A 15,839-nucleotide genomic window follows, 5' to 3' on the forward strand; every position below is an offset into this window, starting at 1 on the left:
GATGGCGCTGAACACAGGGCTCGACTGGCTGCTCGACGACCTGACAGAGCGGATTTCGGCCGTACGGCACGCGATGGTGCTCTCGACCGACGGTCTTGTCACCGCGAACAGTCAGACCCTGGAGACCGCCGACGCCGAGCATCTCGCGGCGGTCGCGTCCGGTCTGCAATCCCTGGCGAAGGGGTCGGGGACGCACTTCGGTTCGGGACGCGTGCGCCAGACGATGATCGAGTTCGAGGAGGGGTTGCTCTTCGTGACCTCTGCGGGCGAGGGCAGCTGTCTGTGCGTGCTGACCGGGCCCGATACGGATGTCGGGGCCGTCGCCTACGAGATGACGCTGCTGGTGAACCGCGTCGGCGAGCATCTCGGGCTGGCGGCGCGCAACGGCATGTAGCGCACGGGCACGGGCAGGGGCCGGGGCCCGCGGATCGGCACGACTCGGCACGAGCCGGGCCAAGTCGGGGCAGGTCGGCGGCGTGCGTGCCGGCTCCGGTGGTCTCGTCGCGGAGTTATCCACAGGGCGCGGCGGGATCTTTCTTCACCGTCTACTCTCGTCACTGTCAGTAGCTGAACGGCTGCTGGTGACGAACGGAACGATGTGACGACGGGGGAAGACGATGCCGGACGATGTCGCGATGAGCACGGCCGCGAGGGAACTGGGCCTGAGCCCCGGTGCGATGGCGCTCGCCGTGGAGCTGGGAGAGGTGCGCACGGTGCGCGGCGCGCGCACCGCGTCAGCGGACCCTGCGGTGCCCGTGGGGCCCGCGTGGTCCGGGGCGGGTGCGGCGGCGGCCGAAGGGCCGCCGCGCCGGAGGGTGCCGCGGGCGGAACTCGAAAGGCTCCGCGCCGCGGAGGACTTTCCGGACGGGCTGCGGGAGAGGCTGCGCGTGGTGGACGCGGGCGGAGGTGCACAGCTGCTCGGCATCACCGCGTCGCGCTTCGCGCGGCTCGCGCGGGGCGGCTGCTTCAGTCCCGTGCGGTTCTATGTGAACCGCTATCTGACGGTGGTGTGGCTGTATCCGGCGAGGGAGTTGAGCGCCTTCGCCGAGAGCCGTCCGGAGCTGCTCTCGGGGCGGCTTCCCCGTGGGCTGCGCATGCTGCTGGCGGAGGGTGTGGACTTGCGGGCCGGGCACTGGCGCGGCCGCCGCGTCGGCCGGCTGTGCCGCCAGGCCGACGGGCCGTGGGAGGCGGCCGCCGCGCGTGCGGCGGTACTCGATGACGACGTACTGGCGGAAGCGGTCCCGGACGCCGCCGAGCGTGCCCGGCTGCGCGCTCTGAAGCCCGAACTGGTGCCGCTGCGCGGCCGGTCCGCCGTCGTCCGGGAGGTCGCCGAGGAGCTGTGCACGGCGACCGCCGAGGACGAGGTCTTCTGGCAACGGCTCATGCTCGCGGCCGACTTGGAGAGCGCTCGCGCCGAGGACCGGCCCACAGGGCGGGCGATGGTTCCCCGGCCCGGCGGTTCCGGCGGTCCTGGTGGGCTGCTCGGAGCTGTCGACGCTCTCGGCACCGTCGGCTCTGCGTCCGGTACGGGCGGTCCCGGCGGTTGTCCGCAGGGGAAGGCTCGGGCAGCGCGGCATGCGGAGCGGGGACGGCTCCCGGGCGATGCCGCAGTCCGCGCGAAGGCGCATGCGGTCGTGGACAGGGCACGTGTGCTGAACGCGCTGCGCGCCGCGAGGCAGTGCCCGACCCCGCGGCACAGGGATCCCGCACTCCTACGGGCAAGCGTGCCGGGGGTCAGCCGCCGAGCTTTCTGAACAGGCCCTCCTGCATCACCGAGACGATCAACTGGCCCTCGCGGTCGAAGATCTGGCCACGTGCCAGCCCCCGGCCGCCCGTCGCGATGGGTGACTCCTGCTGGTACAGGAACCACTCGTCCGCGCGGAAGGGCCTGTGGAACCACATCGCGTGATCCAGGGAGGCCATGTCGAAGCCCCGCGGGCCCCACAGCGGCTCCACGGGGATGCGTACGGCGTCGAGGAGCGTCATGTCGCTGGCGTAGGTGAGGGCGCAGGTGTGCACGAGCGGGTCCTCGCCGAGGGATCCGATTGCCCGCATCCACACGCCGCTGCGCGGTTCCGCGTCGCGCAGCGTCCCCGTGTCCCAGCGCAGCCGCTCCACGTAGCGGATGTCGAACGCCATGCGGCGCTCCATGCGCTCCAGGGACTCGGGAAGCTCCCCGAGACGGTCGCGGATCTCGTCGGCCAGTCTCGGGAGGCTCTCCGGGTCCGGCACGTCAGGCATCGGGACCTGGTGGTCGATGCCGAGTTCCGGCTGATGGAAGGAGGCGGTGAGATTGAAGATGGTCCGGCCCTGCTGCACTGCCACGACGCGACGGGTGGTGAACGAGCGGCCGTCCCGCACCCGTTCGACCTGGTACACGATGGGCACCCCGGGCACGCCCGGCCGCAGGAAGTACGCGTGCAGGGAGTGCACCGGGCGCTGCCCGTCCGTGGTGCGCCCCGCGGCGACGAGGGCCTGCCCGGCGACCTGGCCGCCGAAGACCCGCTGGAGGTTCTCCCGCGGGCTGCGTCCGCGGAAGATGTTGATCTCGATCTGCTCCAGGTCGAGGAGCCCGGCGAGCTGCTCGGCGGGGCTGGTCATTCGGCGCGCTCCTCTTCCACGTGGCGCGGGCCGTTCACAGCCGGCCCACGTCGGTCACCTTGATCACGGCACGGCCCTCCTCGTCGGAGGCGGTCAGGTCGACCTCGGCGGAGATGCCCCAGTCGCGGTCGCCTTCGGGGTCGGCGAAGGTCTGCCGGACGCGCCACAGCGCCTCCTCGGGCACCTCCTCGATCCGCAGAAGCGCGGGGCCGCGGGCGTCGGGCCCGGTGCCGAGGTCGTCGTACTCGTCCCAGTACGCGTCCAGCGCCTCGGCCCATGCGTCCTCGTCCCAGCCGGACTCGGCGTCCAACTCGCCCAGTTCAGCGGCCTTGTCCAGCGCGGCGAGTTCGACCCGGCGGAACATGGCGTTGCGCACGAGCACGCGGAAGGCACGGGAGTTGGCGGTGACGGGCCGGACGTGGTCGGCGCGTTCCTGCGCCTCCTCGGCGCTCTCCTCCTCGGGGTTGGCCAATTGCTCCCACTCGTCCAGCAGGCTGGAGTCGACCTGACGGACCATCTCCCCGAGCCACTCGACGATGTCCTGGAAGTCCTCGGACTTCTTCTCGTCGGGGACGGTGTGCTCGAGCGCCTTGTAGGCCCCGGCGAGGTAGCGCAGCACGATCCCCTCGGTGCGGGCCAGTTCGTAGAAGGAGACGAACTCCGCGAAGGTCATGGCCCGTTCGTACATGTCGCGGACGACGGACTTGGGGGAGAGAGGGTGGTCGCCGACCCACGGATGGGACTTGCGGTAGAGGCCGTAGGCGTGGAAGAGGAGCTCGTCGAGCGGCTGAGGGTGGCTGATGTCCATCAGCCGTTCCATCCGCTCCTCGTACTCGATCCCGTCGGCCTTCATCTGCGCGACGGCCTCGCCCTTGGCCTTGTTGGTCTGCGCGGCCAGGATCTGCCGGGGGTCGTCGAGCGTCGACTCGACGACGGAGACCATGTCCAGGGCGTAGGAGGGGGATTCGGGCTCCAGCAGGTCGAAGGCCGCGAGCGCGAAGGTGGACAGGGGCTGGTTGAGCGCGAAGTCCTGCTGGAGGTCGACGGTCAGCCGCACGGTGCGGCCCTGCGCGTCGGGCTCGTCGAGCTGCTCGACGACTCCTCCGTCCAGCAGCGAGCGGTAGACGGCGATCGCCCTGCGGATGTGCCGCAGTTGGGAGCGGCGGTCCTCGTGGTTGTCCTCCAGCAGCTTGCGCATCTGCACGAAGGGGTCGCCCGGCCGCGCGATGACGGACAGCAGCATCGCGTGGGTCACGCGGAAGCGGGAGGTGAGCGGCTCGGGATCGGAGGCGATGAGCTTCTCGAACGTCTGCTGCCCCCAGTTGACGAACCCTTCGGGGGCCTTCTTGCGCACGACCTTGCGGCGCTTCTTCGGGTCGTCCCCGGCCTTGGCGAGTGCCTTCTCGTTCTCGACGACGTGCTCGGGCGCCTGGGCGACGACGAAGCCGGAGGTGTCGAAGCCTGCCCGCCCGGCGCGGCCGGCGATCTGGTGGAACTCCCTGGCTCGCAGCGTGCGCACGCGGGTGCCGTCGTATTTGGTGAGCGCGGTGAACAGCACCGTGCGGATGGGGACGTTGACGCCGACGCCGAGGGTGTCCGTGCCGCAGATGACCTTCAGCAGGCCCGCCTGAGCGAGGCGTTCCACGAGCCTGCGGTACTTGGGCAGCATGCCCGCGTGGTGCACGCCGACGCCGTGCCGGACGTACCGCGAGAGGTTGCGGCCGAAGCGGGTGGTGAAACGGAAGTTGCCGATGATCTTGGCGATCTCGTCCTTCTCGGCGCGGGTGCACATGTTGATGCTCATCAGCGCCTGCGCGCGCTCCACGGCCTGCGCCTGCGTGAAGTGGACGATGTAGACCGGAGCTTGACGGGTCTCCAGCAGCTCCGTGACCGTCTCGGTGAGCGTGGTGGTGCGGTACTCGTACGACAGCGGCACGGGGCGGCTGGCAGAGCGTACGACCGCGGTGTCGCGGCCCGTGCGCCGCGTGAGGTCCTCTTCGAAGCGCGAGACGTCGCCGAGCGTCGCCGACATCAGCACGAACTGCGCCTGGGGCAGCTCCAGAAGGGGGATCTGCCAGGCCCAGCCGCGGTCGGGTTCGGCGTAGAAGTGGAACTCGTCCATCACCACCTGGCCGATGTCGGCCTGGTCGCCGTCGCGCAGCGCGATCGACGCGAGCACTTCGGCAGTGCAGCAGATCACGGGGGCGTCGGCGTTGACGGAGGCGTCGCCGGTGAGCATCCCGACGTTCTCCGTGCCGAAGATCTTGCACAAGTCGAAGAACTTCTCCGAGACGAGCGCCTTGATCGGGGCCGTGTAGAAGGTGACGTCGTCGCGGGCGAGGGCGGCGAAGTGGGCACCCGCGGCCACCAGGCTCTTTCCGGAGCCGGTCGGGGTGGAGAGGATCACGTTCGCCCCGGAGACCACCTCGATCAGCGCCTCCTCCTGCGCGGGGTACAGCGAGATGCCCCTCTCCTCCGCCCAGCCGGAGAAGGCCTCGTAGAGGGCGTCGGGGTCGGCGTCGCTCGGAATCTGATCGATGAGGGTGGCTGTCACGCACCCCATACTGCCTTCCTGCCGTCCCCTTACGGGAACCGGTGGTCGTCCCGTGATCATCGGCCGATACGCTGTGTCGCCGACAAGGCGTCAGCAGGCTCGGCGATCAGAGCGCTCACGGCGGCCAGTTGGGGCCGGAGCCTGCCCTGCGCGGCGCCATCGCGAGCAGCCACAGGGGTGGGGGACGGACATGATGGGACCGGCGCATTCGCTGTCGGGGGCGGCGGCGTGGCTGGGAGCGGGAGCCATGGCGGCGGCACTGGACCACCCGATGCCCTGGCCCGTGCTCCTCGCGGGCGCCCTGATCAGCTCGGGCGCGGCGCTCGCCCCGGACCTCGACCACAAGTCGGCCACCATCTCCCGCGCCTTCGGGCCACTCTCCAGAGCCCTGTGCGGAGTGATCGACAAGCTCTCCGAAGCCGTCTACAACGCCACCCGCGGACAGGGCGAGCGGCGCCGCTCCGGCGGGCACCGCACGCTCACCCACACCTGGCCCTGGGCGCTCTTCCTCGGTGCCGGGTTCTCGGCGGCGGCCGTCTTCGGCGGCCGCTGGGCGGTGCTGGTGATCCTCTTCATACACATGGTGCTCGCCGTGGAGGGGCTGCTGTGGCGCGCCGCCCGGGTCTCCAGCGACGTCCTGGTGTGGCTGCTGGGCGCGACGAGCGCGTGGATCCTGGCCGAGGTCCTCGACAAGCCGGGCAACGGTGCGAGCTGGCTCTTCGAGGCCCCGGGCCAGGAGTATCTGTGGCTCGGTCTGCCGATCGTGCTGGGGGCGCTGGTGCACAACATCGGCGACGCGATCACCATTTCGGGCTGCCCGATCCTGTGGCCTGTGCCGATAAGCGGAAAGCGCTGGTATCCGCTGGGCACGCCGCAGTTCATGCGCTTCCGCGCGGGAGCGTGGGTCGAGACCTGGCTGCTGATGCCCCTGTTCATGCTCCTCGGCGGCGTGGGCGGCCTCTTCGCCCTCGGCCTCATAGGCTGACTCCCGCCCGGGGCGGGCCGGCGGCGCTCCGGCAGGAGCGACGCCCCAGGTCGGCCGCATGGGCGGCCGGGGCATGGGCCTCCGGGTGCGTTCAGCTGTGCCAGGAGCGCCACAGGGCCGCGTACGCGCCGTCCTGTGCGACGAGGGTGTCGTGGCGGCCGAGTTCGCTGATCCTGCCCTCCTCCACGACGGCGATCACGTCCGCGTCGTGGGCGGTGTGCAGCCGGTGGGCGATCGCGACGACGGTGCGTCCGTGGAGCACCTGCGCCAGCGACCGCTCCAGATGCCGTGCGGCGCGCGGATCCAGCAGCGACGTCGCCTCGTCCAGCACCAGCGTGTGCGGGTCGGCCAGCACCAGCCGCGCCAGCGCGATCTGCTGCGCGTGCGCCGGGGCCACGAAGATCCCGCCGGAGCCGATCTCGCTGTCCAGGCCGTCAGGCAGCGACCGCGCCCACTCCTCGGCGTCCACCGCGCCGAGCGCGGCCCACAGTTCGGCGTCGCTCGCGCCCGTACGGGCAAGCAGGAGATTGTCGCGGAGCGATCCGACGAACACGTGGTGCTCCTGGTTGACGAGCGCGACGTGACGGCGCACCCGCTCCGCGGGCATCCGCGACAACTCGGCCTCGCCCAGGGCGACATGGCCGGTGCGCGGGCCGTAGATTCCTGCCAGCAGCCGCCCCAGGGTCGACTTGCCCGCCCCCGACGGGCCCACGAGGGCCACGCGAGTGCCGGGCGGCACGCGCATCGTCACGCCGTGCAGCACGTCGGTGCCGGTGCGGTAGCCGAACCGCACGTCCTCGGCGTGCAGTTCGCGTCCCTGAGGCGCGATTCGCCGGTCACCGGAGTCCGGCTCGATCTCCCGGACTCCGACGAGGCGGCCCAACGAGACTTGGGCGACCTGGAGTTCGTCGTACCAGCGCAGGATCAGCCCGACCGGTTCGAAGAGCATCTGCGCCAGCAGCGCGCCCGTCGTCAGCTGCCCCACGCCGATCCAGCCCCACAGGACGAAGGTGCCGCCGATGATCAGTACGCCCGCCACGAGCAGCAGGTTGGTGACGTTGACGACGGGGAAGAGGACGGAGCGCAGCCAGAGCGTGTAGCGCTCCCACGCGGTCCACTGAGAGATCCGCCGCTCAGACAGCGCGATGCGGCGCTCGCCCAGCCGGTGGGCCTCCACCGTGCGGCCCGCGTCGACCGTCTCGGCCAGGGCCCCGGCGACCGCGGCGTATCCGGCGGCCTCCGAGCGGTAGGCGCTCGGTGCGCGGCGGTAGTACCAGCGGCAGCCGATCAGCAGGACCGGCAGCGCGATGAGCACCGCAAGCGCCAGGGGCGGCGCGGTGGCCGTCAGCGCGCCGAGGAGCAGCGCGGTCCATACGACGCCGATGGACAGCTGCGGCACCGCCTCGCGCATCGCGTTGGCGAGGCGGTCGATGTCCGTGGTGATCCGGGAGAGCAGATCGCCCGTGCCCGCGCGCTCCAGGACTCCGGGCGGCAGCGCGACCGACCGTACGAGGAAGTCCTCGCGCAGGTCGGCCAGCATCCTCTCGCCGAGCATCGCCCCGCGCAGCCGCACTTCCCGCACGAAGAGGCTCTGGACGGCCAGTGCCAGGACGAACAGGCCGACGACACGGCCCAGTTGGAGATCCCGGGAGCCGGAGGTGAGATCTTCGACGAGGCCGCCGAGCAGATACGGGCCCGCCATCGAGGCCAGCACGGCCACGGTGTTGACGAGCACGAGCGTCACGAAGGCGCGCCGGTGCCGCCGCAGCAGCTCGCGCACGTAACCGCGGACCGTGGTGGGCCCGCCGACCGGAAGCGTCGTCGCGTTCTCCGAGGCGGCCGGGTCGTAGCCGGGCGGTGCGACGCCGATGGTGGCGCCGCCCGTGGAGGCGGTCATGCGGGTTCGGCTCCTTCTGCCTGTGCGAGTCGGGTGTGGCCGCCGAGCGCCGGAGCGGAGTCCGGCGCGGCCCCGGCCCGCGCGCCTGCTCCGTCGGCCGGTCCTCCGTCCTCCTCCGGCTCGCGCGTGACGACGGCGCGGTATGCGGCGTGCGTGTGCAGCAGTTCGCGGTGCCGGCCCGAAGCGAGCACCTCGCCGCCGCGCACCAGGACGACCTGCTCCGCCTGGTCCAGCATCAGCGGACTCGATGAGAAGACGACCGTCGTGCGTCCCGCACGCACCTCGCGCAGCGACTGGGCGATGCGGGCCTCGGTGTGCGCGTCCACCGCCGACGTCGGTTCGTCGAGCACCAGCACTTGGGGGTCGGCGACCAGCGAGCGGGCCAGCGCGAGCCGCTGCCGCTGCCCGCCCGAGAGGGACCGCCCGCGCTCGGTGACGGACGCGTCGAGCGGGTCGCCCTCGGCCTCCGGGCTGCCCTGCGCCAGCGCGTCCAGCACGTCGCCGCACTGTGCGGCCTCCAGCGCGCGCCGCGCGGGCACGGCTCCCGACCGCGGCACGTCGAGGAGTTCGCGCAGGGTGCCCGACAGCAGCACCGGGTCCTTGTCCTGGACGAGCACCGCCGCGCGTGCGCTCGCGAGCGGCACGCCGTCGAGCGGCACGCCTCCGAGGAGAACGGAGGCGGCCCCGTCGTGCTCCGGCGAGTGGCCGCCCAGCCGGTCCGCCAGCTTGCCCGACGCCTCCGGGTCGCCGCACACCACGGCGGTCAACTGCCCCGCGGGAGCGAGCAGTCCGGTCACGGGGTCGAGGAGGTCGCCGCCGAGGGCGTCGTCCGCCTCCGGGCCGGTGCCGTCCGTGCCTTGGGAACCGGCGCCTTCCCCGTCCGCACCGTCTCCGCTGCCCCTGCGCAGGGACAGGACGCGGACCGCGCGCTGCGCGGACGGACGCGAGAAGGAGTAGGCCATGGCGAACTCCTGGAAGAGGCGCAGCGGGAAGAGCAGAAAGGAGACAGCCCCGTAGACCGTGACGAGTTCGCCGACGCCGATGCGCCCGTCCAGGGCGAGGCGCGTTCCGTGCCACACCACGCCCACGAGGAGCAGCCCGGGAAGCGCGATCTGGACGGCCTCGATCAGCGCCCACATGCGTGCCGTGCGCACCGCCGCGCGGCGGACCTCCTGGGACGCCCGCCGGTACCGCGTGAGGAACAGCTCCTCGCCGCCGATGCCCCGCAGCACGCGCAGCCCGGCGACGGTGTCCGCTGCCAGCTCGGTGGCCCGTCCCGCCTTCTCGCGCTGGAGATCGGCACGGCGCGTGGCGCGCGGCAGCAGCGGAAGGACGGTGACGGCCAGCACCACCATCCCGGCCGAGACGAGCACCCCCAGCTGCGGTTCGTAGAACACCAGCCCCACGCAGACGCCGACGGTGGTCAGCAGCGCCGCGCTGAACCGCGACGCGGACTCCACGCACCAGCCGATCTTCTCGATGTCGCCGGTCGAGACCGCCACCACCTCGCCCGCGGCGACCCGCTGGGTGAGCGTCGCACCGAGAGCTGCCGTCCTGCGGGCCAGCAGCTGCTGCACCCGTGCGGCGGCCGTGATCCAGTTAGTGATCGCCGTGCGGTGGAGCATCGTGTCGCCGAGCGTCACGGTGACGGCGATGACGGCGAGCATCGCTCCTGCCGTGGCCAGGCCCCGCCACGAATCGCCGACCACGGCTTGCAGCGCCAGGCCGACCACCGCCGGGACGAGGGCCACGGACGCCATGTGCAGCGTGCCCCAGCCCAGCGCCTTGGCCTGGCCTCCCAGCTGCATGCGGCCCAGCCACAGCAGAAAGCGCGGACCGGACCGCACATCGGGCACGCCGGGATCGGGATACGGAAGATCGCGAATCTGCATGACGTCCCAGAGCAGTCGGTGCGAGTGGTGACCCGGTGTGTGGCGGCTCGGCGAGGGGTGTGGTGGCCGCCTCGCAAGACTCGCCGTGTCAGTGCCGCTACGCAACGGGTTTTCCAGGTGGTGGACACGCCCCCGCGGACCGCTCCCGCAGGTCCCGGATACGCGGCGCCGAGCGCCCTCGCGGCGCCCCGGAGTGGCCGCGCCCTCAACGGCGCTCCGCCTCCGGCGACTTCGTGGTGTCCGCGTCCAGTCGGACGTGGTCCGCCGCCGGGAGAGTGGGACGATGGTGGGTATGCGCAGGACTGGGGAGTCACAAGTGCGGAAGACGCGGGCGCCGCTGGGCCGTTCGGGGGCGGTGGCAACGACGCGGACGGCGAGGAACGCGAGAGCGGCGACGTCAGCGGTGACAGGCGGGACGGCGGGATCAGCCAGGACAGCGCGGGCAGCGAGGAGGGCGCTGGCCGGTGCGGCGGCCGTGGTCCTCGCCTCATCGCTCGCGGCGTGCGGCGGCGCCGATACGGGGGCCGCAGAGAAGCCGCACGGTGAGGCACACCGCGGCGACGCGGCCCGCAAGACCGACCCCACCCGCGTCCCCGGCGTGGGGGACGCGCTGCACAAGCGGATCCCGGACGAGTCCCGCCAGGTGGTCGCCGTCTACGGCAGGGGCGAGGACTCCGCGGCGGCGACGGTACGGCTCTTCGTCAAGAAGGGCGAGAAGTGGGTCCGCGACCGCGGCTGGCCGGCGCACAACGGACGCAAGGGCTGGACCCGCGACCACCACGAAGGCGACAAGCGCAGCCCCGTCGGAGTCTTCACCCTCAGCGACGCCGGCGGCGTGCGTCCCGCACCGGACGCGAAGCTGCCCTACGTCGCCAGCGCCGCCTTCACCCCGCCCTCGTACTGGCCGAAGAAGACCCGGCACGACTTCGACCACGTCATCGCCATCGACTACAACCGCGCCAAGGGCAACTCGCCGCTCGACCCGAGGCGCCCCGACGGTGCCGCCAAGGGCGGGTTCATCTGGCTGCACCTCGACCACGGCAGCGGCACGTCCGGCTGCGTGAGCATCCCGCGGGCCGGCATGGAGTATCTGCTGCGGACGCTCGACCCGGACAAGCACCCGTCGGTGGTCATGGGGGACAGGGCGGACCTGGCCCGGTAGCGCAGGGGCACGGCCGAGAGCGGCGCCGCCTGCGACCTTTCAACCACGGCCCCGGAGGCGGGCGTTGGCGGGCCCCGCCCTCAAGCAAGAGTTTTCTGAAAGGGGCTGGAAACGCTTGCTCCACATCTTGACGTGCACGCGAGGACGGCGGCAGGCTCGCTTTCCAACCCCCCACGGCGGCCTGGCGCGTGGCTGCCTTCTTCGGCACATCTGTGTCCGACGACGAAGGAGCCGCAACGATGATGAACAAGCGTCTGATCTGCGCGGGCACGGCCGCGGTCCTGGCAGCGGGCGGCATCACGGCCGTCACGGCATGGCCGACTCAGGCGGCGCCGCCGGGCGAAAGGACCGTCACGGCAACGCTGTTCGAGAAGCCGTACACCGATGTCGGCAAGGAGTGCACCGACACCCTCGGCCCCGCCGGCTACGGGTACGTCGAGGTCTCTCCCGCCAGCGAGCACATCAAGGGCGACCAGTGGTGGACCTCGTACCAGCCCGTGAGCTACAAGATCTCCGGACGGCTCGGTGACGCGGACGCGTTCAAGAGCATGGTCGCCGCCTGCCACGAGGCGGGCGTGAAGGTGATCGCCGACGCGGTGATCAACCACATGGCCGCCGACTCCGGTACGGGCACCGGCGGCACTCAGTACAGCAAGTACGACTACCCGGGCACCTATGGCGACTCCGACTTCCACGCCTGCCGCAAGGACATCTCCGACTACGGCAACCGGGAGAACGTGCAGACCTGCGAGCTCGTGAGCCTGTCGGACCTCGACACCGGCAGCGACAAGGTGCGCTCGACGATCGCCGAGTATCTGGACGGCCTCAAGGAGATGGGCGTCGACGGATTCCGCATCGACGCCGCCAAGCACATGTCCGCCGACGACCTCAAGGCGATCAAGGGCAAGATGGCCGACCCCGGCTTCTGGGTGTCCGAAGTGATCCAGGGCGACGGCGAGGCCGTGCAGCCCGAGGAGTACACGGGCCTCGGCGATGTGGACGAGTTCCGCTACGGCAAGCACCTCAAGAGCGCCCTCCAGGGCGGCGACGTCGGCGGCCTGAAGAACCTCGCCGACGGCAAGCTGCCCGCCGGGCAGGCCCGTACGTTCGTCGACAACTGGGACACCGAACGCAACGGCTCGACGCTCACCTACAAGGACGGCGACCTCTACAAGCTCGCCAACGCCTTCATGCTGGCGCACCCTTACGGCTCGCCCAACGTCTTCTCCGGCTACGAGTGGTCGGACAAGGACGCCGGGCCTCCCGGCGGCGGCGAGGGCTGGACGGACATGCACGCCCAGCAGGCGATCACCGGCATGGTCGGCTTCCACAACACCGTCGGCGACGCCGAGTTGACCGACTGGTGGTCCGAGGGCGGCGCCCTGTCGTTCGCACGCGCGGGCAAGGGCTTCGTCGCGCTCAACGCGGGGGACGGCGAGGTGAAACGGACGTTCTCGACGTCGCTGCCCGCCGGTACGTACTGCAACGTCGCGAAGGCGCCGGCGGACAAGTGCGACGGCAACACGGTCACCGTCGGAGACGACGGCAAGGCCGAGGCCACGGTCCCGGCGAAGGGCGTGCTGGCGCTGCACGTCGGCGCCAGGCAGTAGGCGGCACGAGCCGAGGCCGTCCGCTTACGAGCAGGTTCGCGAGCGGGCGGCCGGGCGGGCCCGGCGGAAGCCCCGGGAGACGGCGGTTCGTACGCAGCGAGAACTCCGTGCCCAACTCACTGCCGTCACGGGTCAGTCGGGCCGGGTCGCCCTCTCCAGCTCCAGCAGCACCGAACGGTAGCCCCGCCCGCCCGTCGCGTGGTCCATGCCGACCTCGCACATGCGGTTCGCTGACAGATACGCGTCGAAGTCCCGCGCCGTCACCTCCGCCGCCTCCCGGGCCGTGGCGGAGGCGGTCAGCTCCTTGTGCAGCATGCCCCTGTCGCCCGCGAACCCGCAGCAGCGTGCGTCCACCGGGACGACGACCTCCTCCGCGCACGCCTGCGCCACGGCACGCAACTGCTCGGTCTCGCCGAGGTGTTGCATGGAGCACGTCGGATGGACCACGGCGGAGCCCGCGCGCCGCTCGACCGTCAGGCGCGGCAGCAGTTCCTCCGCCGCCCACGCGACCGAGTCGATCACCGTCAGCCGTTCGTGCAGCTTGCGGTTGGCCGGGCTGAGATACGGCACGACCTCCTCGCCGATGCCCAGCGTGCAGGACGAGGCGTCCACCACCAGCGGCAGCTCCCCGCCGTCCGTCCAGCGCCAGGCGGCCTCCAGGATGCGGTCGGCCATCAGCGCGTTGCCCGCCTCGTACCCCTTGGAGTGCCAGATCGTCGCGCAGCAGGTGCCCACGACGTCCTCGGGAATCCAGACCGGCCGCCCGGCACGCGCCGAGACGATCACCATGGACTGCGGCAGCGAAGGGCCCTCGTAGCCGTCCGGTTCGCCGAAGATGCGGTTGACGCACGCCGGGTAGTACACAGCGGCGGCGCCTTCGCGGTCCGTGGCCGGCAGGCGCTTCGCCGCCGCCGAGGGGATCTGCGGCAGCCACTCGGGGACGAGATCGGGGCGCACGGCCCTGCGTGCCGCGCCCGTCAGCGACTCCAGCAGCCGCTCACCCCGCTTGGGCAGTACCTTGCGGCGCAGCCCGTCCGCGGCGGCCACGGCCAGCCGCGCCGACCGCTCGACGAGGTGGAAGCGCCGGGCCGCGCGCTCCGCGTTGCGCTCCTCGCGCGGCGAGTGACGCCGGTGCCGGAAGTCCTTCATCATCGCGCCCGTGTCGATGCCGACGGGGCACGCGAGGGCGCACGTCGAGTCCCCGGCGCAGGTGTCGACGGCGTCGTAGCCGTAGCTCTCCAGCAGGCTCTCGTTCACGGCGGACGCGCCCGGCTGGCGCAGCATCTCGCGGCGCAGCACGATGCGCTGGCGCGGTGTGGTCGTCAAGTCGCCGCTGGGGCAGGTGGGTTCGCAGAAGCCGCACTCGATGCACGGGTCGGCGACGGCCTCGACCTCCGGGATCGACTTCAGACCCCGCAGGTGGGCCTTCGGGTCGCGGTCCAGCAGTACGCGGGGCGCCAGCACGCCCTCCGGGTCGACGGTCTGCTTGATGCGCCACATCAGCTCGGTGGCCCGCTCGCCCCACTCCAGCTGGAGGAAGGGCGCGATGTTCCGGCCGGTGGCGTGCTCGGCCTTGAGCGAGCCGTCGAAGCGCTCGACCGTCAGCCGGCAGAAGTCGTCCATGAACGCCGCGTAGCGCGCCACGTCCCCGTCCTTCGCGGCGTCGAACGCGAGCAGGAAGTGCAGATTGCCGTGCGCGGCGTGCCCGGCGACGGCGGCGTCGAAGCCGTGCCGCTCCTGAAGGGCCAGCAGCGCCTCGCACGCCTCCGCGAGACGGGAGGGCGGCACCGCGAAGTCCTCGGTGATCAGCGTCGTGCCGGACGGGCGGGAGCCGCCCACCGCCGAGACGAAGGCCTTGCGGGCCTTCCAGTAGAAGCCGATGGTCTTCGGGTCGCGGGTGAAGGCGTTGGTCACCGACAGTACGGGCGCGACCAGTTCGAGGTCCGCCAGCACCGCGTCGGCCTCCCGCTCCCGCTCCGTCTGCGCCGCCTCGTCCGGAGTCCGGAACTCCACCAGCAGCGCCGCCGTGCCCTTCGGCAGCTCGGCCCAGTCGGCCGGTACGCCCGCCACGCTCACCGAGGCGCGCAGCGTGTTCCCGTCCATCAGCTCGACGGCCATCGCGCCCGCCTCGTTGAAGCGGGGCACCGCCGAGGCGGCCGCCGCGAGCGAGGGGAAGAACAGCAGCGCCGTGGACGTACGGCGGTGCAGCGGGAGCGTGTCGAAGACGACCTCGGAGATGAATCCGAGGGTGCCCTCCGAGCCGACGGCCAGCCCGCGCAGGATGCTCACCGGGGAGTCGCCGTCGAGGAAGGCGTCCAGCCGGTAGCCGTTGGTGTTCTTCAGCTCGTACTTGGCGCGGATGCGGGCGGTGAGCTCCCCGTCCGCCTCGATCTCCGCCTTCAGCGCCATGAGCCCTTCGCAGAGCGCCGGTTCGGCGCGCGCCAGATGCTCGTCGGCGTCCGGAGCACCGGTGTCCACGACCGTGCCCGACGGCAGGACGAGCGTGAGGGAGGCCACCGTGCGGTAGGAGTTGCGGGTCGTTCCGGCCGTCATGCCGGAGGCGTTGTTGGCGACCACGCCGCCGACGGTGCAGGCGATCGCGCTCGCCGGGTCCGGACCGATGAGCCGCCCGTACGGAGCCAGCGCCGCGTTCGCCCGCACCACGGTCGTGCCCGGCCGGATCCGTGCGCGTGCGCCGTCCTCGCCGAGCACGTCCACGCCCGCCCAGTGACGGCGCACGTCGACCAGGATGTCCTCGCCCTGCGCCTGGCCGTTCAGCGATGTTCCGGCCGCGCGGAAGACGACCTGGCGCCCCCGCTCGCGGGCGTAGGCGAGCACTTTCGAGACGTCGTCGGTGTCCTCGGCGACCACCACGACCTGTGGCAGGAAGCGGTACGGGCTGGCGTCGGAGGCGTAGCGCACCAGGTCGGAGACCTTCCACAGGACCTTCGCCTCGCCCAGCAGCCGGGTCAGGTCGCCGCGGAGCGGCTGTGGCGTGCCGCCCGCCAGGCTCTCCGGGACCCGGTCGTGCGCGGGCACGTGGCCGGCGTCCGTCCGGGGCCGCAGCGCGCCGTGTCCTGGGTCGAGCAGCGGCATGATCTCTCCTGGGGCGCGCGTACGTACGGATGTGCGCCCATG

At 71.9% G+C, this 15,839-nt stretch carries 10 protein-coding genes; 5 read left to right on the forward strand and 5 right to left on the reverse strand.

The genetic code is table 11. The annotated features are described in order from the left end of the window. The first annotated feature begins 1 nt into the window (after position 1). Both QQM67_RS27630 and QQM67_RS27635 read left to right on the forward strand, forming a co-directional pair. Positions 2-394, forward strand: a complete 393-nt coding sequence (locus tag QQM67_RS27630; RefSeq protein WP_314177627.1) for a roadblock/LC7 domain-containing protein — start codon at positions 2-4, stop codon at positions 392-394. A gap of 241 nt (positions 395-635) precedes the next feature. Continuing rightward, positions 636-1,754: a DUF6397 family protein gene (locus QQM67_RS27635; protein WP_314177628.1), complete on the forward strand. Its 1,119-nt coding sequence runs from the start codon at positions 636-638 to the stop codon at positions 1,752-1,754. Here the strand turns inward: QQM67_RS27635 and QQM67_RS27640 are convergent. Together QQM67_RS27640 and QQM67_RS27645 are read right to left on the reverse strand one after the other, a co-directional pair. Beyond that, positions 1,735-2,601: an acyl-CoA thioesterase gene (locus QQM67_RS27640; RefSeq protein ID WP_314177629.1), complete on the reverse strand. Its 867-nt coding sequence runs from the start codon at positions 2,599-2,601 to the stop codon at positions 1,735-1,737. The genes QQM67_RS27635 and QQM67_RS27640 overlap by 20 nt on opposite strands. Positions 2,602-2,635: 34 nt before the next feature. Beyond that, positions 2,636-5,164 (reverse strand): DEAD/DEAH box helicase, encoded by a 2,529-nt coding sequence (locus QQM67_RS27645; RefSeq protein ID WP_314177631.1) that lies wholly within the window; start codon positions 5,162-5,164, stop codon positions 2,636-2,638. Positions 5,165-5,345: 181 nt separating this feature from the next. Here QQM67_RS27645 and QQM67_RS27650 point away from each other — a divergent pair, with 181 nt between their 5' ends. Further along, positions 5,346-6,140: a metal-dependent hydrolase gene (locus QQM67_RS27650; protein WP_314177633.1), complete on the forward strand. Its 795-nt coding sequence runs from the start codon at positions 5,346-5,348 to the stop codon at positions 6,138-6,140. A 91-nt stretch (positions 6,141-6,231) separates the two neighbouring features. Here QQM67_RS27650 and QQM67_RS27655 read toward each other — a convergent pair whose 3' ends face one another. Together QQM67_RS27655 and QQM67_RS27660 are read right to left on the reverse strand one after the other, a co-directional pair. Continuing rightward, entirely contained in the window at positions 6,232-8,037 is a 1,806-nt protein-coding gene (locus QQM67_RS27655; RefSeq protein ID WP_314177635.1) for an ABC transporter ATP-binding protein, read from the reverse strand. Beyond that, a complete protein-coding gene (locus QQM67_RS27660) occupies positions 8,034-9,929 on the reverse strand; it encodes an ABC transporter ATP-binding protein (RefSeq protein ID WP_314177637.1) in 1,896 nt (631 codons plus the stop codon). Before QQM67_RS27660 ends, QQM67_RS27655 begins: the two co-directional genes overlap by 4 nt. 475 nt (positions 9,930-10,404) lie before the next feature. Here QQM67_RS27660 and QQM67_RS27665 point away from each other — a divergent pair, with 475 nt between their 5' ends. Together QQM67_RS27665 and QQM67_RS27670 are read left to right on the forward strand one after the other, a co-directional pair. Further along, positions 10,405-11,091, forward strand: a complete 687-nt coding sequence (locus tag QQM67_RS27665; protein ID WP_314177640.1) for a L,D-transpeptidase family protein — start codon at positions 10,405-10,407, stop codon at positions 11,089-11,091. 242 nt (positions 11,092-11,333) lie between these two features. Beyond that, positions 11,334-12,701, forward strand: coding sequence for an alpha-amylase (locus QQM67_RS27670; RefSeq protein ID WP_314177753.1), 1,368 nt, complete (start codon positions 11,334-11,336; stop codon positions 12,699-12,701). A 132-nt stretch (positions 12,702-12,833) separates the two neighbouring features. Here the strand turns inward: QQM67_RS27670 and QQM67_RS27675 are convergent, their stop codons facing one another. Continuing rightward, entirely contained in the window at positions 12,834-15,797 is a 2,964-nt protein-coding gene (locus QQM67_RS27675; RefSeq protein WP_314177642.1) for an FAD-binding and (Fe-S)-binding domain-containing protein, read from the reverse strand. Positions 15,798-15,839 lie beyond the last annotated feature (42 nt).

The sequence above is a fragment of the Streptomyces winkii genome (genome assembly GCF_032248595.1).
Taxonomy (GTDB): domain Bacteria; phylum Actinomycetota; class Actinomycetes; order Streptomycetales; family Streptomycetaceae; genus Streptomyces; species Streptomyces winkii.